22 protein-coding genes and 1 pseudogene are annotated in these 20,404 nt (G+C 66.5%); 13 read left to right on the plus strand and 10 right to left on the minus strand.

All coding sequences use genetic code 11. The features are described from left to right. The first annotated feature begins 76 nt into the window (after positions 1–76). On the plus strand, positions 77–1,408 hold the full coding sequence (locus IWX64_RS03730; protein ID WP_196865813.1) for an MFS transporter: 1,332 nt from the start codon (positions 77–79) through the stop codon (positions 1,406–1,408). 93 nt (positions 1,409–1,501) lie between these two features. After that, complete coding sequence (locus IWX64_RS03735; RefSeq protein ID WP_196865814.1) at positions 1,502–2,398, plus strand: Fpg/Nei family DNA glycosylase; 897 nt, start codon at positions 1,502–1,504, stop codon at positions 2,396–2,398. A 35-nt stretch (positions 2,399–2,433) separates the two neighbouring features. Here the strand turns inward: IWX64_RS03735 and IWX64_RS03740 are convergent, their stop codons facing one another. Further along, positions 2,434–2,886, minus strand: a complete 453-nt coding sequence (locus tag IWX64_RS03740; RefSeq protein ID WP_196865815.1) for a PGPGW domain-containing protein — start codon at positions 2,884–2,886, stop codon at positions 2,434–2,436. Positions 2,887–2,990: 104 nt separating this feature from the next. On the opposite strand from IWX64_RS03740, the gene IWX64_RS03745 reads away from it, so the two are divergent. Together IWX64_RS03745 and IWX64_RS03750 are read left to right on the plus strand one after the other, a co-directional pair. Then, positions 2,991–3,566 carry a dihydrofolate reductase family protein gene (locus IWX64_RS03745; protein ID WP_196865816.1) on the plus strand — a complete coding sequence of 192 codons (576 nt, stop codon included), beginning with the start codon at positions 2,991–2,993 and terminating at the stop codon, positions 3,564–3,566. Between the two features lie 17 nt (positions 3,567–3,583). Then, a complete protein-coding gene (locus IWX64_RS03750; protein WP_196865817.1) occupies positions 3,584–3,739 on the plus strand; it encodes a hypothetical protein in 156 nt (51 codons plus the stop codon). Here the strand turns inward: IWX64_RS03750 and IWX64_RS03755 are convergent. From IWX64_RS03755 to IWX64_RS03775, 5 genes are all read right to left on the minus strand, one after another. Next, positions 3,736–4,758, minus strand: a complete 1,023-nt coding sequence (locus IWX64_RS03755; protein WP_196865818.1) for a serine/threonine-protein kinase — start codon at positions 4,756–4,758, stop codon at positions 3,736–3,738. The genes IWX64_RS03750 and IWX64_RS03755 overlap by 4 nt on opposite strands. Before the next feature lie 170 nt (positions 4,759–4,928). Further along, positions 4,929–5,729 (minus strand): alpha/beta fold hydrolase, encoded by an 801-nt coding sequence (locus tag IWX64_RS03760; protein WP_196865819.1) that lies wholly within the window; start codon positions 5,727–5,729, stop codon positions 4,929–4,931. 26 nt (positions 5,730–5,755) lie between these two features. Beyond that, positions 5,756–6,085 (minus strand): biotin/lipoyl-containing protein, encoded by a 330-nt coding sequence (locus IWX64_RS03765; RefSeq protein ID WP_196865820.1) that lies wholly within the window; start codon positions 6,083–6,085, stop codon positions 5,756–5,758. After that, positions 6,078–7,115, minus strand: coding sequence for an alpha-ketoacid dehydrogenase subunit beta (locus IWX64_RS03770; RefSeq protein ID WP_196865821.1), 1,038 nt, complete (start codon positions 7,113–7,115; stop codon positions 6,078–6,080). The genes IWX64_RS03765 and IWX64_RS03770 overlap by 8 nt, the downstream gene beginning before the upstream one ends. Continuing rightward, positions 7,108–8,139, minus strand: coding sequence for a thiamine pyrophosphate-dependent enzyme (locus IWX64_RS03775; protein WP_196865822.1), 1,032 nt, complete (start codon positions 8,137–8,139; stop codon positions 7,108–7,110). The genes IWX64_RS03770 and IWX64_RS03775 overlap by 8 nt, the downstream gene beginning before the upstream one ends. A gap of 297 nt (positions 8,140–8,436) precedes the next feature. Here IWX64_RS03775 and IWX64_RS03780 point away from each other — a divergent pair, with 297 nt between their 5' ends. The 7 genes from IWX64_RS03780 (at position 8,437) to IWX64_RS03810 (ending at position 15,852) form a co-directional block, all read left to right on the plus strand. Further along, a complete protein-coding gene (locus tag IWX64_RS03780) occupies positions 8,437–8,919 on the plus strand; it encodes an Lrp/AsnC family transcriptional regulator (RefSeq protein WP_196865823.1) in 483 nt (160 codons plus the stop codon). Positions 8,920–9,094: 175 nt separating this feature from the next. Beyond that, complete coding sequence (locus IWX64_RS03785) at positions 9,095–9,880, plus strand: NUDIX hydrolase (protein ID WP_312883959.1); 786 nt, start codon at positions 9,095–9,097, stop codon at positions 9,878–9,880. Beyond that, entirely contained in the window at positions 9,877–11,160 is a 1,284-nt protein-coding gene (gene nadA, locus IWX64_RS03790; RefSeq protein ID WP_196865825.1) for a quinolinate synthase NadA, read from the plus strand. The genes IWX64_RS03785 and nadA overlap by 4 nt, the downstream gene beginning before the upstream one ends. Continuing rightward, entirely contained in the window at positions 11,157–12,809 is a 1,653-nt protein-coding gene (nadB, locus tag IWX64_RS03795) for an L-aspartate oxidase (RefSeq protein ID WP_196865826.1), read from the plus strand. The genes nadA and nadB overlap by 4 nt, the downstream gene beginning before the upstream one ends. Next, on the plus strand, positions 12,806–13,690 hold the full coding sequence (gene nadC / locus IWX64_RS03800; RefSeq protein WP_196865827.1) for a carboxylating nicotinate-nucleotide diphosphorylase: 885 nt from the start codon (positions 12,806–12,808) through the stop codon (positions 13,688–13,690). The genes nadB and nadC overlap by 4 nt, the downstream gene beginning before the upstream one ends. Continuing rightward, positions 13,687–14,835: a cysteine desulfurase family protein gene (locus IWX64_RS03805; protein WP_196865828.1), complete on the plus strand. Its 1,149-nt coding sequence runs from the start codon at positions 13,687–13,689 to the stop codon at positions 14,833–14,835. Before nadC ends, IWX64_RS03805 begins: the two co-directional genes overlap by 4 nt. Before the next feature lie 42 nt (positions 14,836–14,877). Beyond that, positions 14,878–15,852 (plus strand): DUF368 domain-containing protein, encoded by a 975-nt coding sequence (locus IWX64_RS03810; protein WP_334683137.1) that lies wholly within the window; start codon positions 14,878–14,880, stop codon positions 15,850–15,852. On the opposite strand, the gene IWX64_RS03815 is transcribed toward IWX64_RS03810, so the two are convergent. After that, on the minus strand, positions 15,849–16,757 hold the full coding sequence (locus IWX64_RS03815; protein ID WP_196865829.1) for an alpha/beta fold hydrolase: 909 nt from the start codon (positions 16,755–16,757) through the stop codon (positions 15,849–15,851). The two genes, IWX64_RS03810 and IWX64_RS03815, sit on opposite strands and share 4 nt — an antisense overlap. Positions 16,758–16,877: 120 nt before the next feature. Between IWX64_RS03815 and IWX64_RS03820 the strand changes: the two genes are divergently transcribed. Continuing rightward, positions 16,878–17,663: a hypothetical protein gene (locus IWX64_RS03820; protein ID WP_196865830.1), complete on the plus strand. Its 786-nt coding sequence runs from the start codon at positions 16,878–16,880 to the stop codon at positions 17,661–17,663. 10 nt (positions 17,664–17,673) lie between these two features. Here the strand turns inward: IWX64_RS03820 and IWX64_RS03825 are convergent, their stop codons facing one another. Continuing rightward, the gene (locus tag IWX64_RS03825) at positions 17,674–18,591 is read right to left on the minus strand and encodes an oxidoreductase (RefSeq protein ID WP_196865831.1); all 918 of its coding nucleotides are present in this window, start codon (positions 18,589–18,591) and stop codon (positions 17,674–17,676) included. Positions 18,592–18,694: 103 nt separating this feature from the next. Here IWX64_RS03825 and IWX64_RS03830 point away from each other — a divergent pair, with 103 nt between their 5' ends. Continuing rightward, on the plus strand, positions 18,695–19,498 hold the full coding sequence (locus IWX64_RS03830) for a transglutaminase-like domain-containing protein (protein ID WP_196865832.1): 804 nt from the start codon (positions 18,695–18,697) through the stop codon (positions 19,496–19,498). Here IWX64_RS03830 and IWX64_RS03835 read toward each other — a convergent pair. Both IWX64_RS03835 and IWX64_RS03840 read right to left on the minus strand, forming a co-directional pair. After that, positions 19,492–19,995 (minus strand): MarR family winged helix-turn-helix transcriptional regulator, encoded by a 504-nt coding sequence (locus IWX64_RS03835; RefSeq protein WP_312883961.1) that lies wholly within the window; start codon positions 19,993–19,995, stop codon positions 19,492–19,494. The genes IWX64_RS03830 and IWX64_RS03835 overlap by 7 nt on opposite strands. Before the next feature lie 22 nt (positions 19,996–20,017). Continuing rightward, positions 20,018–20,278: pseudogene (locus tag IWX64_RS03840) on the minus strand (5,10-methylene tetrahydromethanopterin reductase); the annotation flags it as partial. Positions 20,279–20,404 lie beyond the last annotated feature (126 nt).

Here is a 20,404-nt window from a genome sequence, read left to right on the forward strand (position 1 = left end):
CAAAGGGTAGTATGATCAGCGTCACAATTACCGAACGTTCTGTCAGTAAATAGCCCGTCCCACCCTGGAGTACACAATGACGTCTTCTTCAACCAGTGTTGGCCAGTCCAACCAGCGCGTGACCCGCGAGGAACGCAAGGTTCTCGCGGGGACCCTGGTCGGTACCACCATCGAGTGGTACGACTTCTTTATTTTCGCCCAGCTGACCGCAACAGTCCTGGCAGGGCTCTTCCTGACCCCCCTCGCGGAATCCAACGCGGGCCTGGCCCAGATTCTCTCCTTCGCCCTGATCGGTATCAGCTTCCTGTTCCGACCGCTGGGCGCTATCGTCGCCGGCCACCTGGGCGACCGGATCGGCCGCAAGGCGGTCCTGGTGATGACCCTGCTCCTGATGGGCGGCGCCACCGCGCTGATCGGCCTGCTGCCGACCTACGCTCAGATCGGCATCTGGGCCCCCATCCTGCTCATCCTCTTCCGCATCATCCAGGGCTTCTCGGCGGGCGGCGAGTGGGGTGGTGCCGCACTGATGGCCGTGGAGCACGCGCCAGTGCACAGGCGCGGTCTCTTCGGTGCCTACCCGCAGATCGGTGTCCCGATCGGCATGATCCTGGCGACCAGCCTCCTCCTGCTACTGCGCACGGTCCTCTCCGAAGACGAGTTCCTGGCCTGGGGCTGGCGGATTCCCTTCCTCCTCTCGGTGGTCCTCATCGTGGTGGGCTACCTGATCCGACGCTCCGTCGCAGAGAGCCCCGTGTTCAAGGAAATGGCCCAGCGCAAGGCAGAGAGCAAGGCGCCACTGCGCGAACTGTTCAAGAACCACACCAGGAACGTGCTTCTGTCCGCCGCTATCTTCATCGGCAACAACGCGGCCGGCTACCTCCTGATCGCCTTCTTCATCTCCTACGCGACCGGGCGACTGGGCCTTCCCATCACGGACGTGCTGCTCGCGACGGTGCTCGCCTCATTCGGCTGGCTCATCTTCACCATGGTGGGTGGCTGGCTCTCCGACAAGATCGGCAGGGTGCGGACCTTCCAGATTGGCTACGCCTGGGTCTTTGTCTGGATGATCCCCATGTTCCTGCTGATCGACACCGGTGACATTGTGCTCTACGGCATTGCACTGTTCGTCCTGACCATCGGGCTGGGGCTGTCCTACGGGCCGATGTCCGCCATGTACGCCGAGATGTTCCCCGCCCAGGTACGGTACTCGGGCATCTCCATCGGGTACGCTCTCGGCGCGATCCTCGGCGGTGCTTTCGCCGCGACAGTGGCGCAGGCCCTGCTTGAGGCGTACGAGTGGTCCGGCTCTGTCGCGATCTACATCATGGTGCTCTGCGTGATCTCCTTCATCGGCGTCAGCCTAGTCAAGGAGACCAAGGGCGCGCCCCTGGGAGTGTCACACCACTAGCAGGACCAGCCATCCCTCGGGAGGCCGGAGACGGCGGGAAGATTCCCGCCGTTTCCGGCCTCTTCGGTTACCGGGCAGTGTTAACCTAGGTCCATGCCAGAGATGCCTGAGGTGCAGGGGCTCGTTGATTTCCTGCGTCGGAAGTTGATTCCCGACGACGGACCGCCCGCCGTCGTCGTCGACGTTGAAGTGGCGTCCTTCTCGGTGCTGAAGACGGCGCAGGTGCCGGTGCAGGCGCTCACCGGCACGTCGGTGCAGTCAGTCCAGCGGCGCGGGAAGTTCCTGGTGCTTCAGATCGGCGGGAAGTACCTCGTGATGCATCTGGCACGCGCCGGGTGGCTCAGGTGGTCCGATAGTCTCGGCACGGTGCGGCTGAAACCCGGGAAGGGGCCAATCGCCTTGCGGGTCCGGTTCGCCCACGGTGGGAAAGACGCCGGGACGGGCGACCAGCCCGGTTTCGACCTCACCGAGGCGGGCACCCGGAAGTCGCTGGCAGCCTATCTGGTGGAGGAGCCCGACGAGGTTCCCGGGATCGCCCGTCTGGGGCCGGACGCCCTGGAGATGGACCTGGACTCCTTCGCGGGGTTACTGAAGTCCCATACCGGCCAGATCAAGGGACTCCTGCGTGATCAGTCGAAGGTCGCCGGAATCGGGAACGCGTATAGCGACGAGATTCTCCACGCCGCCCGGCTTTCACCTTTTGTCCACGCGAACAGGCTGGACGACGACGCCGTCGCCATCCTGCACGCCACCATGCGCCAGATGCTGCAGACGGCCATCACGGCGGCGTCGGGCAAGCCCGCCAAGGAGCTCAAGGACACCAAACGGGAGGCGCTCCGGGTCCATGCCCGCACCGGGGAGCCCTGTCCGGTCTGCGGGGACACGGTGCGTGAGGTCTCCTTCGCGGATTCCTCACTGCAGTATTGCCCCACCTGTCAGACCGGCGGAAAGCCCCTCGCCGACCGCAGAACCTCCAAGTTCCTGAAGTAGCTCCCCTCGCGGGCCCTGGGGCGGCACCGGACGGACTATTGCTCGACGCGGGAGGGCCTGAACCGCCGGTAGCTATAGACGATCAGAACAAGCGCAATGATTCCCGAGCCGATGAGGGTCCCGCCGGTGACCCAACCGCCAGGAAGCCACCACCGCTCTTCCAGCGGCCACCAGCCAGGAATCGGCGGCTGGATTCCCCAGATGACTCCCATGGTCATCAGACCAAAGGCGCCCAGCACGCTGCAGAGGATGCGGGGCCAGGTCAGCATACCCAACTCGGCCGCCTGCATGGCGCGTGCCATGACCGGGCGCAGCAGCCTTCCTGCCCAGGCGTAACGAAACGACAGGACTGCCAACCCCGACGCCAGCAAGAGGAGGCCGGGGCCGGGTAACACCAGCCCCGCGATGCCGAGTACCACCAGGGTCCACCCGCCGACTTCGATGGCGACCCGCCGTATCCACGGGTGAACCCGGTCCGACTTCATCATTGAATCAGCTTCCCATATTCGGCTTGCGAGCGTGGAGCCACGACCGGCACAGCCCAACCGGCCCGATGCTGGACACGGGACGGCGCGGAGCGGAAGATGACCCCATGGGCCGACTGATCTACTCCATCATGAGCTCGCTTGACGGCTATATCGCCGACGAGGCGGGCACCTTCGATTGGGCTGTGCCCGACGAGGAGGTGCTTGACTTCATTAACGACCAGGAGCTGAAGGTCGGCACCTATCTCTATGGGCGCACCATGTACGAGATGATGACGGGTTGGGAAACCGAGGACAGCTACGCCGCCCAGTCGCCGCAGTCGGCGCGTTTCGCAGGCATCTGGCAGGCGGCCGAGAAGATCGTCTACTCCACCACCCTTGCCGATGTGTCGACCAGGCACACTGGTCTGCGCCGGGCTTTCGACGCCGAGGAGATCAGGCAGCTGCTTGATGGTGCCACCGCCGATGTCAACATTGCGGGGCCCACCCTGGCCGCCCATGCGTTCACCGCTGGCCTGGTCGACGAGATCCAGGTGATCGTGGCGCCGGTGATCGTGGGCGGGGGAACTGCGTTCTATCCGAAGGCCCGCGTCCCCCTGGTGCTGCGCGACACCCGGACCTTCGGAAACTCGATGGTCTGGCTCCGCTATGGGGTCGTTAGGATGGCAGAACGAGCCGAATAGCAACCAGAAGGAGCACCATGACTGAGCAGCCTGACCACGAGGACACGAACGCCGACGAGAAGTCGAAAGGCCCCGACGGTACTATCCCGGAGTCTGAGGATGGGGTAGGCGCGGGAGTCACCAAGGAGCCGTCGAGTTTTGAGCCTGAGGAACCCGCCGACGAAGAGAACTAGCCCAGGCGTGGGGCGTGGGGCGGCGGCGCGGGGATATGCACCTTGCCGGTGATGGTATTGCCGGTAAGGACCCCACCGGTCATGATCCCATTGGTCATCACGCCGCCGGTCACCGGCTCCGGCGGGTCAGCAGGCTCGTCGGTGCCGGTGCCGGTGCCGGTGCCGTGCAGGGGCCTGAGCGCACGGCTCTCGTCCGTGTCGAGTGCGTAGTCCCGCAGCACCAGGGCCACCTCGTGGGCATCTGGACGTTGCTGGGGGTCGCGGGCAGTCATGCCGGTGAGCAGGGTGCCCCATACAGGTCCCAGCGAGTCGGGGACCTCCGGGTCGCGCAGCAGCCTGGCCACCGCGGCTTCAACCACCGCGCCAGGAAAAGCCTTCTGGCCGGTGAGGCTCTCCAGCAGGACCAGGCCGAGGGAGTAGATGTCCGAGGCGGTATCGACGACTGACCCGTGCGCCTGCTCCGGGCTGAGGTAGTTGGCGGTGCCAAGGGTGGCTCCCGTGGCGGTAGCCATGGTGGCATTGATCATCCGGGCAATCCCGAAATCGGTGAGTTTGGAATACAGCCGGGTGTCCTGCTCCCCAGTCCGGTAGAGCAGGATATTGGCGGGTTTCACGTCGCGGTGAATAACCCCCTGCGAGTGGATGTAGGCCAGCGCATCAGCCAGGTCCGCGCCCAGCTGCGCCACCTCAAGCGGTCCGAGGCGTTCGGCCTTCAACAGCTTCCGCAGGTCCCTGCCGTCCACGATTTCCATCACCAGGAAGCTGGTGGTGCGACCTGATTCATCCTCGTGCAGGCCCGCGTCATGCAGGGTGACCAGGCCCGGGTGATTCAGGGTCACCAGCAGGAGGGTTTCGGTGTGCTGGCGACGGTAGTCATCGTCATCCGAGGTGCTGGGATTGAACACCTTGACGGCTACATCTCGCCCCAGGTTCTCATCGGTCGCCCGGTACACCGAGGAGGCACCGCCCGTCCCGAGCAACTCAGCGGTCGTGTACCGCTGCCCTAACAGTTGGTTCACGGGTTCCTTAGATAACGAATGGTCGGCGGGAATCAGCACCTACAAAGCTAAGCCCGCTGACTATGCCACGCTATCGTACGCGCGGGGTGTAAAGTGCCACGCCACACGCACGCCCCCGGAACCCGGTTCTCCCGTTGCTTTTCTTGAACGGGTCGCCTCCCCGGCAGGGCCTACGCGTTGAGGAAATCGATTGCGGCCTTCTTGAAGGCGCGGGAGGTGATGGCGTTGGTGTGGGTGCGTCCCGGGAGCCACACCGTCTCCGCCTGATTGCTGAGGGCAGCGAGGTCCGGCATGGTGGCCGCCCTGTCGTCGTTTTCGCCAGCGACCAGCAGCAGCGGCATGCGCGGCACGGCCTCCGCGGCAGTGAAGGGCTCACCCTTGATGGCCTCCACCATGGTCAGCAACGCGAACACATCGTGGGACGGTACCATCCGTGCCATCCGGAGCAGGTCGGCTGTTGAGGCGTCCTCGACCGGGGTGCCGTCGGTCAGGTGCTGCTGCGCGGCGGTGAGGTCAAAGTCGGCCAGCGGATCGGCCGAACCGGGACCACCCAGCACCATGCGGTGCACCAGCTCGGGCTGGGTGGCACCGAATTCCCAGGCCAGCCGTGAGCCGAGAGAGTAGCCGATGATGTCCACCCCGCTGCCCGGCGTGGCGTCATCTAGCGGGATGACGTGCGAGTCCTGCAGGAGTTGCAGAAGATCGGCCCGGATGCGGCTCGGTGCGTAGGCGTCGCGCTCTTCGGGGGAGGCGCTGTTGCCGTGACCGGGGAGGTCGACGGTAATCACCCGGCGTCCGGCGTCGGTCAGTGCCCGAATCCAGCCCGTGTCCTGCCAGTTCAGTTTCGTTGAGGAGGCGAACCCGTGCAGCAGCAGCACCGGCCGGGTATCGGACTCCTGCGCCGGGCTGTGTTCCTCGACGAACAAATGCGGGTCGATGCCCTCTACCAAGTGGTCCCGGTGCCGTCCCATGTCAATCTCCCTCGGGTTAGATGCGTCTAGTCGTCGTCGGCAATGGGGCTCAGGCGCACCCGCCGTTTGGGTGCGTGCTCCTGCGGAACCGTTCCGACGATGCCTGCCGTGTTGTCGGGCACCTCAAACACGATGAGGGGGTCGCCGACCTTCACCACCTGGCCCGGCTCACCGTGAACCCGCACCACGACGCCGGCCTGCGGTGAGGGGAGCTCCACCGCGGACTTGGTGGTCTCCACCTCCACCAGGGGCTGGTTGCGCTCGACGGTGTCGCCGACGGCCACCAGCCATTCCAGCACCGTTGCCTCGATGAGGCCTTCACCCAGGTCGGGTAACGGGAAGGACAGTTCAGCCACGGCGGTGCTCCAATACTCGTTGAATACCGAACAGGATCCGGTCGATGTTCGGTACGTACTCGTCTTCCAGATCGCCGGAGGGGTACGGAACATCGAATCCTGTCACCCGTTCCACCGGTGCCTTGAGAACATTGAAGCACTGCTCGGTGACCAGCGCAGCAATTTCGGCGCCCAATCCACTGGTGCGGGGCGCTTCATGCACGACGACGGCTCGCTTGGTTTTGGCCACCGAGGCGGCCAGCCCCGCAGTGTCGATGGGCTTCAGCCAGCGCAGGTCGAGCACCTCAACGTCAATCCCGTCCTCGGCGGCGAGTTCGGCGACCTGCAGGCAGCGAGCCACCATGGCGCCCCACGCGATGAGCGTAACGTGCCGCCCGGGACGGGCCACCCGCGCACCCTCGAGCGTGCCGCCGTCTGCCGTGTCAACCGGATCCTTCTGCCAGTACCGTGCTTTCGGTTCCATGAAGATCACCGGGTCGGGCCTCCGGGCAGCGTGCTTGAGCAGGTGGTAGGCCTGGTGCGGATCTGCCGGTGAAAGAACCTTCAACCCGGGAACGTGCGCGAAAAGGCTCTCTAGGCTTTCCCCGTGGTGTTCGGGAGCGCGGATTCCGCCAAAGCTGGGAACGCGCAAGGTGATGGGCATTGGGAGGGTGCCGCGGCTGCGGTAGTTCATCCGGCCGATCTGGCAGACAATCTGGTTGACGGCAGGGTAGGCGAATCCATCGAACTGCACCTCGGGGATGGGGTGGAATCCCGCCATTGCCAGTCCTACGGACATGCCCAGGATGCCCGACTCGGCCAGGGGCGTGTCGAACACCCGGTCCGCGCCGAATCGCTGCTGCAGTCCGTCGGTGATCCGGAAGACGCCGCCCAGCTGACCAACGTCCTCCCCGAAGATGAGGGTTTTGGCGTTCTCTTCAAGCGATTCGGCCAGCGCCCGGTTCAGGGCCTGCTGCATGGAGAGGTGTTCCAGGTGGGGTCCAGCCTCATCCAGATCCGGCGCCGTGATTTCTGCCGTCTGCTCAGACATGCTCTGATTCCTCTCGCCAGGTGGTTTCCTGCTGCTGGAGCGCTGGGGTGGTCTCTTGGAAGACGTACTTGAACATGTCGGCGCCGGGCCGCGGTGCCAGGGATTCCACGCCTTCGCGGACGCGCTCGGTCTCCGCCTCGGCATCGGCGAAGACCGAGTCGAAGTAGTCGGTACCGGCACCGTAGGCGGTGCGCAGCAGGTCCGCGCATCGCTGCACGGGATCGAGACTGCGCGCCGTCTGCTCATCTTTGAGGGATCGGTATCGGCCTGGATCGTCGCTGGTGGAATGAGGTCCGAGGCGATACGTGTTGGCTTCGATCAGCATGGGCCCGTTGCCTGCGCGGCAATGCGCGATGGCTTGCCGGGTGGCAGCGAGGACGCTGACGACGTCGTTCCCGTCCACGGTGAGCGACGGCATCCCGTAACCCGCGGCGCGGGCGGCAACAGTGCCCCCGGCAACCTGCGCGGCGGTGGGGACGGAGATCGCCCAGCCATTGTTCTGCACGAAGAAGACCACCGGTGCCTTCATCACTGCCGCGAAGTTCATCGCCTCATGGACGTCACCCTGGGAGCTGGCGCCGTCGCCGAAGTAGGTGAGGGCGACGCCGCTCCCGTCGCCGGCAGCCTGCTCATGCTGGGCCAGGGTCTGTCCGTGGGCCCAGCCGACCGCATGCAGCACCGAGCCGGCGACGACGGCCTGGATCGGGGCCAGGCGAGTGGCGGCGGGGTCGTAGAGGCCGCCGTGCCAGGTTGCCTTGTGGGTGGCCATGTAGTGAACCATGTCGACGTTCATTGCCCGGGCGACGCCCATCTCCCGATAGGTGGGGAAGACAAAGTCACGGGTGGTGTCGACGGCGTAGCCGCTGCCCACCTGGGCAGCCTCCTGGCCAAGCAGCGGAGCGTAACCGGGAATGATTCCCTGCCGCTGCCAGCGGACGGCCGCAATGTCCAGCTGACGTACTCGGACCAGTAACTGGTAGAGCTTCGTCAGTTCCTCCTCGGGAGGGGTGGGCGTGGGATTCATTGCCGTCCTTATGATGGGGATCACTCTGCTGCAGTGACGGTACGTCCTCGGGGCCGGTACTGCAATCTGTGCAGGCGAGCCTGCGCACTGTGTAGATAATTGGTGGAATTTTCAGCTCACAACTACACAAAGTGTTCGTTAGACTGGATATTGATCGACATAAAAAAAGCGACAGGAGCGCGTGCGCCGTCGAACCCACCCCTGCCGCTTGGTCGCTAGACCAACGACTGTGACAGTAGTCACTAATTCGCTGTGACACAACATGGGCCGGTGCCCGGCGTGTCCGAGAGGTAACACATGGCCATCGACCCGCTCGATTCCCGCATCGCCGAACTGTTCACCGATGATCCGCGGATGAGCGTACTTGAGGCGTCGCGGCGCCTGTCCGTAGCCCGGGCCACCATTCAGGCGCGCCTCGACCGGATGCAGCGCGACGGCGTGATTGCCGGCTGGGGCCCGCGGATCGAGCCACGCAGTCTGGGGTACCCGGTGGTGGCGTACTGCTCCCTGATCATCCACCAGGACTCCGGGCATGACGCCGTCTCATCGGCGCTCGCGAAGATCCCCGAAATTCAGGAAGTGCACACCGTGTCGGGGGAGAGCGACCTCCTCGCCAAGGTGGCCGCGCGGTCCAATCCTGACCTCCAACGCGTGATCGATGCGATTATTGCCACCCGGACGGTGGTGCGCTCGTCGACGGTCATCGTGCTCAACACGCACTTCGAGGGGCGCACCCTGCCGCTGATGCGGGCTGCCGCGGACCACGACACCTCTGGTTAGCCACCGCGGGTGTACTCCCGCCCTGCGCCCCCAAGTCGAGGGCGGGTTGGAGAACCGGACTCCTCCCGCTAGAATTAGTTATAGTCAATCTGACATTAACTCGGATTGGACATCATTCGCTGGCACACTGTGCCACGCTCCAGGCGCGGAATCGAGGGAACGAATGTACAGAGGTGTGAGCCATCCGGAGGCGGCGAACGTCTCCGAGCGGCAGCTGCAGCCGCCCGCACTGGCCATTTCCACGGTGATTTTCGCCCTCCGCCCCAGTGCGACGTCAGGACGCCCCACCCTCTGGCTGCCGCTCGTCCGTAGGATCAGGCAGCCACACCTGGGTAAGTGGGCGCTGCCGGGCGGCCCGCTCGCCCAGATCGAGTCACTTCAGGATGCGGCGTCCCGCAATCTGAGGGAAACCACCGGGCTGGTCCCCAACTACCTGGAACAGCTGTACGCGTTTGGCGGGCTTGACCGGGCGGCCACTCAGCGCCTCGTCTCGATCGTTTATTGGGCGCTGGTCCAGCCGGACGAGGCAGCGCTGACGCAGGAGTCCGAGAACGTCAGGTGGTTCCGGGCTGACAAGCTTGAGGACCTCGCGTTCGACCACAACTCGATCGTTGACTACGCGCTCTGGCGGCTGCGCAGCAAGATGGAATACGGGTCGATCGCCTACCACTTCCTCGGCGAGACGTTCACGCTGGCGCAGGTCCGGGAGGTCTACGAGGCGGTGCTTGACCGGCAGCTGGACCCGGCGAACTTCCGCCGCCAACTCCGCACCACCCCGGACATCACACCCACGGACGAGTACCTGCAGGGCGTCCGCCACCGCCCGCCCCGGCTGTACCGGTACACGGGAACCGCAGGCACCCTCGGCGCCCACGCCACCCCGACTCCTGCCTCCACTTCCTCCAGCACCTCTTCCTCCAGCACCGCCCCCACTGACCAGATTTCCAGGAGCCTCCCATGACCAGTGTCGCCACCGCCATTGAGCTTGTGACCCGTGAACAAGCACTGACCAGGCGCGTTACCACCTGCTCGCCAGCCCTCGCCAAGGACCCGTGGACGGTTGACCGGGAGGTGGCACCCACCTATGGGCCCGGCGCCTCGATGGGTGACAGTGCTCCTGCCACGACGCCGCGGCAGGGCGAACTGCCCGAGGAGTACCGCCTCGCCTCCGACGCGGAGCTGGACGCGCGCATCCTGGCCGCCAAGGCGACGCTGGGGGACCGGGCGGTCATTCTGGGCCACTTCTACCAGCGCGACGAGGTGGTCAGGTACGCCGATTTCGTGGGCGACTCCTACCAGCTGGCGCGCGCCGCCACCGAGAAGACAGCGGCGGAAGCAATCATCTTCTGCGGTGTCCACTTCATGGCCGAGACCGCCGACATGCTCTCCCGGCCCGACCAGGCGGTGATCCTCCCCAATCTCGCTGCCGGCTGCTCGATGGCCGATATGGCCGATATCGACTCCGTGACGGACTGCTGGGAAGACCTGGCGGAACTGTTCGGGACCGAGCCCGACGACGACGGCCGGGTCCCGGTCATCCCCGTCACCTACATGAACTCCTCGGCCGCGCTCAAGGGGTTCTGCGGTGAAAATGGCGGCATTGTGTGCACCTCCTCGAACGCGGCTGCAGTCCTTGAGTGGGCCTTCCAGCGCGGGCAGCGGGTCCTGTTCTTCCCCGACCAGCACCTCGGCCGGAACACGGCCAAAGCCATGGGTGTGCCGCTGGAGCAGATGCCCCTGTGGAACCCGCGTAAGCCGCTCGGCGGCAACCAGGAAGCCACCCTGCAGGACGCGAAAGTCATCCTGTGGCACGGTTTCTGCTCGGTACACAAGCGGTTCTCGGTGAACCAGATCGAGAAGGCACGGGCCGATTTCCCGGGCGTCCGGGTGATCGTGCACCCCGAATGCCCCATGGAGGTGGTGGACGCAGCCGACGAGTCCGGCTCCACCGACTACATCCGCAAGGCGATCGACGCCGCCGCGCCCGGCAGCACCTTCGCCGTCGGTACCGAGATCAACATGGTCAACCGGCTCGCGGCCGAGCACCCCGAACACACCATCTTCTGTCTGGACCCGGTGATCTGTCCCTGCTCCACCATGTACCGGATCCACCCCGGCTATCTGGCATGGGTCCTGGAGGCGCTGGTCGACGGGACCGTCCTGAACCAGATCACCGTCGACGAGTCGGTGACGGTCCCGTCCCGGGTGGCGCTCGAGCGCATGCTCGCCGTCCAGCCATGACCGGGGCACCGCTGGGGCAGGTCCTCGTGGTGGGCAGCGGCATTGCCGGGCTGTACGCCGCGCTCTGCCTGCGCCGGTCCAGCCCCCGTACCGCGGTCATCCTTGCCACCAAGGGACGCCTGGAAAACAGCAACACCTGGCACGCGCAGGGCGGGATCGCGGCCGTACTCCCGGACCGGATAGACCCTGACACAACCGCCCCTGACACAGCAGACACTGCCACGGCAGACCCCGACACTGTTGCCCACCACGTTGCCGATACCCTGGCCGCTGGCGCAGGGGCCTGCGTGCCGGAGGCGGTTCAGGCCCTGTGCTCCGGGGCAGCCCGCCATATTGCGGCGCTTCTGGACCTCGGGACCCCCTTCGACCGCACCGCTGCCGGTGGGCTGGCCCTCGGCCGGGAGGCCGCCCATTCAGCGTCGCGGATCCTGCACGCCGGCGGTGACGCTACCGGGGCCGCTCTCGCCCGGGCGCTCATTGCGGCGGTGTTGCGCGACCCCGGAATCGAGGTGCTGGAACACTCATTCCTCGCCGACCTGCTCCTTGAGGGGGCAGTGAGGCAGTCGGTGCGTGGCGCTCTCATCCTCCGGGACGGTATACCCCACACCGTCGACGCCGACGCGGTGGTGCTTGCCACCGGGGGTGCGGGCCAGCTGTTCGCCCACAACACCAACCCCCTGGTGGCCACCGGCGATGGGCTGGCCGCTGCGTGGCGAGCCGGCGCCGTCGTCAAGGACCTTGAGTTCTTCCAGTTCCATCCCACCGCCCTTGACGTCCCGGGCAACCTGCTGATCTCGGAAGCAGTCCGCGGAGAAGGCGCAGTCCTGCGGGATGAGTCGGGGAACCGCTTCATGAGCGCCTATCACCCGGCGGGGGAACTTGCGCCGCGGGATGTCATCTCCCGGAGCATCGCCCTGCACCTGAGGGACCGCGGTGAGGACCGGGTATACCTCGACGCCACCGGGCTGGGGGCCGGCTTCCTCTCCACCCGGTTCCCGTCCCTGCACCGGCACACCGCCGCCCACGGCTTTGACTGGTCGGTTGATCCGCTGCCGGTGGTCCCTGCTGCCCACTACTGGATGGGCGGAATCCAGACCGACCTCGCCGGGAGAACCTCCCTTCCGGGGCTCTACGCCATCGGCGAGACCGCCTGTACGGGAGTCCACGGCGCCAACCGGCTGGCGTCCAACTCACTGCTGGAGGGGCTCGTCTTCGCAGGCCGGGCTGTCGACGCGATCACTTCCGGCACCGGCACCTCCCACGCCACGAACGCCCATGCCATGACCGCCCATGACCTGGCCTCTGGTTGGCCAGGGTTCGCTGCGACCGAGCTCGAGTTTCCCGACGGCGTCCGGACGGAGATCTGCGACCGCCGCACCCTGCAGCAGCTGATGAGCGACCATGCAGCGGTGACGCGCAGCGCGGCCGGCCTGCAGGTGGCCGCCAAACAACTCGACCAGTTCGCCGGTGCCTCCGGTTCCCCTGACGAGCGCGAGACCGGCAACCTGCTGACGTCCGCCCGGTTGCTGGTCCATGCCGCTGCCGCGCGGGAGGAGTCCCTCGGCGCCCACTACCGCACCGATTTCCCGGGCCGCGCCACCCCCGGTAGCGTTCCGCACTCCACTGCCTACCGAAGGTCACACCCATGAGCCAGCCGACCGGTCAGCCGGCAACGCCCGACGTCGACCGCATCGTGGCCGCGGCGCTCGCCGAAGACGCGCCCTGGGGCGACATCACGTCGGAGACCCTGATCCCCGCGTCTGCCTCCGCGGAAGCCTCGATCGTGGCCCGGGAGGCGGGAGTCTTCTGTGGCCAGCAGGTCATTGAAGCGGCGCTACGACTGACCGACCAGCGCACCAGCGTGCGGTTCCTCCTCGCGGATGGGGAGACCTTTGACGTCGGCGCCGTCCTCGCTGTCCTGTCGGGACCCGCACGGTCTCTGCTGCGGGCCGAACGGGTGGCGCTGAACCTGGCGCAGCGGCTCAGCGGGATTGCCACTCTCACCGCCCGGTTCGTCGAAGCGGTGGAAGGTACACGCGCCAGGATCGTCGATACCCGCAAAACCACGCCCGGACTGCGGGTGCTGGAACGGTATGCGGTTCGCTGCGGGGGAGGCTTCAACCACCGGTTCAGCCTGTCGGACGCCGTGATGGCCAAGGACAACCACCTGGCCCTCCTCACCCGCGGCGGCGCCCTCGGGTTGACTGAGGCGCTCACCGCAGCAAAGGCCCGGCTTCCCCACACGGTTCATTTCGAGGTGGAGGTGGACCGGATCGACCAGATCGAGCCCGTGCTCGCCGCAGGGGTGGATACGATCATGCTCGACAACTTCTCGCTGGCCGAGCTGGCCGAGGGTGTGCTGCTGGTGGCGGGGCGTGCGCTGGTCGAAGCCAGCGGGAACGTCCGGCTCGACACCGTGGGCGCGATAGCCGGCACCGGGGTGGACATCATTTCCTCCGGGGCGCTGACCCACAGCGTCCACGCCCTTGACCTGGGACTCGACCTCACCGTCCGGGGAACAGCCCGGTGATCTATCTGGATGCCGCCGCCACCGCACCGGTCCGCCAGGAGGTCCTGGAGGCAATGTGGCCGCTGTTGACCTCTGAGTTCGGTAACCCCTCCAGCCACCACGGTCCGGGCGAGACTGCTGCCGCTGCGCTGGCCACAGCGCGGAAGGGCGCCGCGCGGGTCCTGGGGTGCCGACCGGCTGAACTCACCTTCACCTCGGGTGGGACTGAAGCCAACAACCTTGCCCTGAAGGGCATTGCGCTCGCCTCGCCCCGCGACCGGCACATCATCACCAGTGCCATTGAGCATCCCGCTGTCCTGGAAGCCCTTGACTACCTGCACCGCCTCCATGGCTTCCGGATCACGGTGCTCCCGGTCTCCTCCACCGGACTCGTCGACGCCGACAGCCTGAGCGACGCACTGACACCCGGCACCACCTGCTGCTCCATCATGTACGCGAACAACGAGGTGGGCACGGTCCAGAACATCAGAGCGCTCGCCGACCGGTGCGCGGCGGCCGGCGTGCCGTTCCACACGGACGCGGTCCAGGCCGGAAGCTGGCTGCCGCTCAGCGTCGCGGACCTGGGCGTCGACGCGCTCACGCTGTCCGGTCACAAGCTGGGAGCACCCAACGGGACCGGCCTGCTGTATGTCAGGTCCCGGATTCCGTTGGAACCTCTGATTCACGGTGGCGGGCAGGAGCGCGGACGCCGGTCCGGGACCGAGAATGTCGCCGGAGCCGTGGGGTTCGCCATCGCGCTCGGCCAGGCGCAGGGGGAACGGAACGCGGCCGTCGCTGCCGCCACGACACAGCGGGACTACCTGATCAATCACGTGCTGGACACGGTGCCGGGAGCACTCCTGACGGGGGACCCGGGCCAGCGCCTGCCCAACCTCGCATCGTTCTGCTTCCCCGGGACCAGCGGGGAGTCGGTGCTCCTGGAATTGGAACGTCGAGGCGTCGTGTGTTCCAGCGGGTCGGCCTGCGCGGCGGGCAGCGACGAACCGTCGTCGGTCCTGCTGGCGCTGGGTATTGACCGGGAAACCGCCCAGACGGCGGTGCGTTTCTCCTGGACGTCCGCCACCACCGAACGCGACATCGCCCTCACTGCGCGGGCCGTGACCGCGGCCGTGACGACGGTCAGGGGCTTGGGGCGCCCGGCGTAATCTGGCACGGCCCATCAGCGCCGGCACACTACAGTTAAAAGGGTGACTTCCCCATCCCCCACCCCAGTGAAGCCCGCACCCACCGTCCGATCCAGCCTTGCCCACGTGATCCGTGGCGCGCTGATCGGGATCGTCGAACTTGTGCCGGGAGTCTCCGGCGGCACCGTCGCACTGGTCCTGGGCATCTTTGACCGGCTGATTTCCTCGGCCAACCACCTGATCAGAGGCGTCGTCCGATTCACCGTCAAGCGTCAGGGTCGCAGCGTCTCCCATCACCTCACCGGTGTGGAATGGGCGCTCGTGGTGCCGTTGGTGATCGGCATGTTCCTCGCCCTGTTTACCCTCTCCGGCCCGCTGCACGCCTTCGTCGAGGGCCAGCCGACCATTTCGAGCGCCCTGTTCCTCGGGATGGTCACGGCCAGCCTGCTGGTGCCCATTTCGATGGCCCTTGAGGCGGGACCGGTCACCCGGTCCACCCTGGTGGGCGGGCCCGTGGTGGTGCTGCTCGTGGCCGGTGCCGCGTTCCTGCTGCTGGGTCTGCCCGCCCTGCAGGTACAGGATCCCGCCTGGTGGGTGCTGGTGCTGAGCGGTGCGGCCGCGGTATGTGCCCTGGCCCTGCCGGGTCTTTCCGGCTCCTTCATCCTGCTGACCTTTGGCATGTACGAACCCACCCTGGAGGCAGTGAGCGAGCGGGACTTCGGGTACCTGGCCCTTTTCGCCGGTGGTGCCGTCCTGGGACTGGCCTCCATCGTCCAGCTCCTTGCGTACCTCCTGCGGGTGCACCGCCGGGCTGTCCTGCTGGTGGCCACCGGCCTGATCCTCGGCTCGCTCCGGGCGCTGTGGCCCTGGCAGGAGAACAGTGCACTCCTGGCGCCCGACGGCGACTGGCTGGCTCCACTGCTGGCCGCCCTCGGTGGCGCAGCGGTGGTCCTGCTCCTCTGGTCACGGGAACGCCGTGGGAACGCTGTCGCCGCGTCCCTTCAGGGACCGCGCCCCTCCAAGGGGGAGACCTTCTAGTCCCCGGCACGGGGGTCCGCGGCGCCTGACGTGTCAGCCAGGATCCGCGCCACGGCTTCCGGATCCTCGATGTGGGCGAAATGTCCGGTACCCGCCAGCACGTGGGCCTGCACGTGGGGGAGCAGCGCCGCGAGTTCGGCCAGCTCCGCGGCCGGGGTGAAAACATCCCGTTCACCCCGCAGCAGCACCTGGATTCCTCCGGCCGCCTTCCAATGAGAGAAGTCGAAGTGCTTCAAAGCGTCCGCCGCGAGCGCAAACGCGGCCGGTCGGGCGTCGACGGCGAGGGCGGTGACCACCGGCTCGGTCAGGGCTGCGGGCCTGACCACGAACGGCCGCAGCACGAGCCTGAACAGTCGAAGCCGGCGCGCCACAGCCACCAGACGCGGCCCCAGCACTCCGGTGAGGTCAAGAAACCCCATGATGGTCTTCATTCCGAGCAGCGGAAACATTCGGTGAAGGTTCCGCCAGGGGTGGCGGAAGGCTTGTGCGGCGACCACCGCGGTGGGGGAGAGCACCACCACCGCGAGTGTCCTCTCCGGCTCAACGGTCGCGATCTCCAGCGCCGGAACAGCGCCCATCGAGTGCCCGAAGAGCCGCCACTGCCGGTATCCCGCCTGGACCAGGACCTCCACCACTGCGGCGGCTTGCGCCTCGATGGTGAATCCTCCGATGCCCGGAGAGTCGCCCCACCCGGGAAGGTCGATCACCACGGTGTCGACGTCGGTGGGGAAATGATGGGCTGCCTGTAGCTCCCTGAACGTCCGCCAGGAACCTGCCGCGCCGTGCAGCAGAACCCACGGCGCCGCGCCCACGCCGGCAGACCTCGAGATTCGGACCCACACGGGACCCAGCGCGGTAGGGAAAGCTACCGAGGTAACCATGGTGTGGGACAGGTCAGGGGTCATAGGGGTAATTCTCCACGGCGGCCGGTGTGGATGACCCTGGGTGGGGTGCCTCACCCAAGTGGGACAACTGAGTAGACTCGGACCACAGGCCCTGACCTCCGACACCAAAGGACACCACAGATGAGTCGATCACGGTCAACCACGCGGGTTGTGTCAGCGGGTGCATTGCTGTTGGCCGCCTCGCTGACGGTCTCCGGCTGCACCGGTGTCGAGATCGGGGACCGGCCCGTGCAATCCGCGGCGCCGTCGTCGGACGCCAGCTCTGCTGCCCCGGAAGCGACCACCATGCAGGAGCCGGCGCCCACAGTCGCCGCCCGTCCCGCGCCCGACGACGACTGGCAGGTTTTCACCGACCCGGCAGCCCTCGTGAGCTTCGAGCTACCGCCGGACTGGACCGTCGAGCCAATCGAGGATCCCGGTGACGGGTTTGAGCCTGAATCGATCCACTTCGCCGTCGAGAACGCCGACGGCGAATCGATGGCGGAGCTGCACACGGGAATCACCCCGGTGGAGCAGGACTGTGACCCGGACAACGCCAGTCCCTACACGGTGATCCTCAGCCAGCCGGTGGACTTGCCGTCCACCGCCGAGTCCGAGCAGTCCATCGACCCGCGGCTGGTGGTCCGGCTGATCGAGGGCTACCGGTTCTTCAGCTCGTACGGGGTAACCGACGTGGTGGGAGGCGCCGACGGTGCAGCCTGCGAGTTGTACAACACCCTCCAGGGCCCCGAGCACGTTGGGCTCTACTCCTTCGGGGACGCTATCTCCTTCACGGCGTTGACGCCCGAACAGGTGGGATCCCGGACGGCGTCGTTCGACACAATCGCGGACGCCGAGGAGTTCTTCGACTCCGACCAGTTCGGGGCGGTGCGCCGGATGGTTGCGTCTCTGCAGGTGGCCCGGTAGCGCCGGGTTCTCAGGCCGCCGGCAGACGGGGGAACGTGACGCCGGTCATCGCGGCGCTCACCTCCCACAGCCTGCCCCCCACCTCGGGGTCAAGCACCTTGGGTTCCGGCGCCACGAGGACAGCGTTGCCCCTGGTTTCCCCGGGCCCATCCGGTCCCGAGTAGTCGCCGCCGCTGGCCAGTGGAGCGGTGGCTGCCCGGAGAATCGGCAACGCACCAGCAACGTCGGACTGACCGAACAGCTTGAAGAAACCGCCCAGCACATCGAGCACCGGTGTGGTTCCCATGCCGGCGGTGAGGTTGGTGTTGGAGAGGCCGGGATGCGCGGCGACCGCCAGCAGTTGCTCCCCGGTTGCCCTTACCCGGCGGTCCAGCTCCATGGTGAAGTACAGGTTGGCGATCTTGCTCTGGCTGTAGGCTGTCCACCGGCGATACCTGATGGTCGAGTTCAAATCGTCGAAATTGATGGCGCCGCGCTTGTGGGCGAGGCTGGAGACCGACACCACCCGCGGCGACTCGGCCGCCCGCAACCGCTCCAGCAGGAGCCCGGTGAGGGCAAAGTGACCCAGGTGGTTGATACCGAGTTGCTGCTCAAAGCCATCCTCGGTGACGGCCCGTGGTGTCGCCATCACTCCGGCGTTGTTGATCAGCAGATCCAGAGGCTCGGTCCAGTCCTCGGCGAAGCGGCGCACCGAGGCCAGCGATGCCAGGTCAAGGATTCTCAGTTCGGCGGCCGCCCCGGGAACCCGGGAGCGCAGCGTCTCCAGTGCCAGCGAACCACGGGACTCGCTGCGGCAGGCCAGGGTGACCCGGGCGCCACGGCGGGCCAGGGCGATGGCGGTCTGCAGGCCGAGGCCACTGTTGGCTCCAGTGATCACCACCGTGCGACCGTCGAGGTCGTGGGTCTGGAGCTGGGGAGTGGAATTCACTAAGGGGCCTTCCTTGTTCTACGGTGGTGATAGCTTTCAGCATAGAGTCCGTATCCGGCCTTCCCATGCACTGGCATCCCCACCCTTGATCAGGAGTACCCTCATGCAGCGATCCGTGACTGCCCGTTTGACCGCCCAGACCCGCTCGGCGTCCTCCCTTGTCTTCGCCCTGGCTGCGGTCCGCAACGAGGGGTACACCAGCTTTGAGGAGGACCTGTCGATCACGGTCAATGACCAGTTGGTCATCCCCGGGGAGCTTGCGGACATTCATGGGGGCCGCCTGCACACCCTCACAGTGGAGGGCGAGGCGAATATCGTGCTGGAGTACCGTTTGGCGGTCACGGGGTTGGCCACACCCGAGGAGGTCTCGGAAGCTGACCTGATTCGCTATGTCCGCCCCAGCCGCTACTGCGAGTCTGACCGGTTGCTGCCGACGTCGTACGCCGAGTTCGGATCCCTGAGCGGCACCGACCTGCTGGAGGCCGTGCGGCAATGGGTGGGCAAGGAACTGGCGTACGTCTCCGGCTCCTCACGGCCCACCGACGGCGCAGTGGAAACGCTGCTGGGCCGGCGCGGCGTGTGCCGCGACTACGCTCACCTGGTGATCTCCCTGCTGCGCGCAAAGGACGTCCCAGCGCGCCTGGCCGCCGTGTACGCACCGGGGCTCAGTCCCATGGATTTCCACGCCGTGGCGGAAGCGTGGGTGGACGGTGCGTGGCACGTGGTGGACGCGACCGGTCTGGCGCCTCGCGAATCGCTGCTGCGCATCGCCACCGGCCGGGACGCCTCGGACACGGCGTTCCTCTCCACAGTCGGCGGAAGCCTTCAACTCTCCTCGATGGAAGTGACCGCTGTGGTGGATTCCCTTCCGGTCGATCAGCCGGAGAAGCTCGTCCGGCTTCAGTAGTCGGCGCGCTCTGGATCGTCGACACCGTCGCGGATCCGCCGGGTCAGGGTCAGTAGCTGTTCCAGCTCCTCGGTCGCCAGAACCGGGCCGAGGAGCGAGTAAATCACCCTGACATGAGCCGCACCGATTTCGCGCTGCAGTTCCCTGCCCGAATCCGTCAAACCCACCATCACACCGCGCTGGTCATCGGGTGCCGGTTTCCGCTGGATCAGGCCCTTGGCCTCGAGCCGCTCCGCCATGCGGCTGAGGCTGGGCTGGGAGATGAGCAGATGGCGGTTGAGTTCGTTGAGCCGGGTCCAACCGGTGGGGCAGCGGCTGAGGTTGAACAGTACGTCATACTCACCGATGGCCAGCTTCTTGAACGACGGATCATTGCGAAGCCTCCGCATCACGGCGACCTGGGCCCGGAACAGCGACTCCCAGGCTTCGGCCGTCAGCCGGATGGCAGGTCCGGGTGTCTCGGGCACTGTGGTTTCGGGAACTGTTGCTTCGGGCACTGTGCTTTCCGTCCCGGTTGACTCAGGCACTGTGGGCCTCCGACAGCGACTGGAGCCGGTTCTGGAAGGTCGGAGGGGCGGGGATGTTCTCGGGGGTGCGCTGGGCGAACTCCTGGCGAAGGACGGGGAGCACCTCTGAACCCAGCAGGTCCAGTTGCTCCAGCACGGTTTTCAGCGGCAGCCCGGCGTGGTCCACCAGGAACAGCTGTCGCTGGTAGTCGACGAAGAACTCCCTGAACGTGAGGGTCTTTTCGATGACTTCCTGGGGACTGCCGGTGGTCACCATCGCCTTGATTCGCTCGAGCTCGGCGGGTGCCGTCCCAGTCGTGGGGTCGAGAGTCACATCTCCAACCGAGAAAATACCGATCTGCATGGTTCCTCCTCCAAGTAGATGCATGTGCATCTACTA

The organism is Arthrobacter sp. CAN_A212, assembly GCF_015752345.1.
In the GTDB taxonomy this organism is placed as follows: domain Bacteria; phylum Actinomycetota; class Actinomycetes; order Actinomycetales; family Micrococcaceae; genus Arthrobacter_D.

Excerpts from the sequence above, each read along its gene's own strand:
- IWX64_RS03730 (WP_196865813.1), top strand. The coding sequence starts at position 77 with ATGACGTCTTCTTCAACCAGTGTTGGCCAGTCCAACCAGCGCGTGACC.
- IWX64_RS03735 (WP_196865814.1), top strand. The coding sequence starts at position 1,502 with ATGCCAGAGATGCCTGAGGTGCAGGGGCTCGTTGATTTCCTGCGTCGG.
- IWX64_RS03740 (WP_196865815.1), bottom strand. The coding sequence starts at position 2,886 with ATGATGAAGTCGGACCGGGTTCACCCGTGGATACGGCGGGTCGCCATC.
- IWX64_RS03745 (WP_196865816.1), top strand. The coding sequence starts at position 2,991 with ATGGGCCGACTGATCTACTCCATCATGAGCTCGCTTGACGGCTATATC.
- IWX64_RS03750 (WP_196865817.1), top strand. The coding sequence starts at position 3,584 with ATGACTGAGCAGCCTGACCACGAGGACACGAACGCCGACGAGAAGTCG.
- IWX64_RS03760 (WP_196865819.1), bottom strand. The coding sequence starts at position 5,729 with ATGGGACGGCACCGGGACCACTTGGTAGAGGGCATCGACCCGCATTTG.
- IWX64_RS03770 (WP_196865821.1), bottom strand. The coding sequence starts at position 7,115 with ATGTCTGAGCAGACGGCAGAAATCACGGCGCCGGATCTGGATGAGGCT.
- IWX64_RS03775 (WP_196865822.1), bottom strand. The coding sequence starts at position 8,139 with ATGAATCCCACGCCCACCCCTCCCGAGGAGGAACTGACGAAGCTCTAC.
- IWX64_RS03780 (WP_196865823.1), top strand. The coding sequence starts at position 8,437 with ATGGCCATCGACCCGCTCGATTCCCGCATCGCCGAACTGTTCACCGAT.
- nadA (WP_196865825.1), top strand. The coding sequence starts at position 9,877 with ATGACCAGTGTCGCCACCGCCATTGAGCTTGTGACCCGTGAACAAGCA.
- nadB (WP_196865826.1), top strand. The coding sequence starts at position 11,157 with ATGACCGGGGCACCGCTGGGGCAGGTCCTCGTGGTGGGCAGCGGCATT.
- nadC (WP_196865827.1), top strand. The coding sequence starts at position 12,806 with ATGAGCCAGCCGACCGGTCAGCCGGCAACGCCCGACGTCGACCGCATC.
- IWX64_RS03815 (WP_196865829.1), bottom strand. The coding sequence starts at position 16,757 with ATGACCCCTGACCTGTCCCACACCATGGTTACCTCGGTAGCTTTCCCT.
- IWX64_RS03820 (WP_196865830.1), top strand. The coding sequence starts at position 16,878 with ATGAGTCGATCACGGTCAACCACGCGGGTTGTGTCAGCGGGTGCATTG.
- IWX64_RS03830 (WP_196865832.1), top strand. The coding sequence starts at position 18,695 with ATGCAGCGATCCGTGACTGCCCGTTTGACCGCCCAGACCCGCTCGGCG.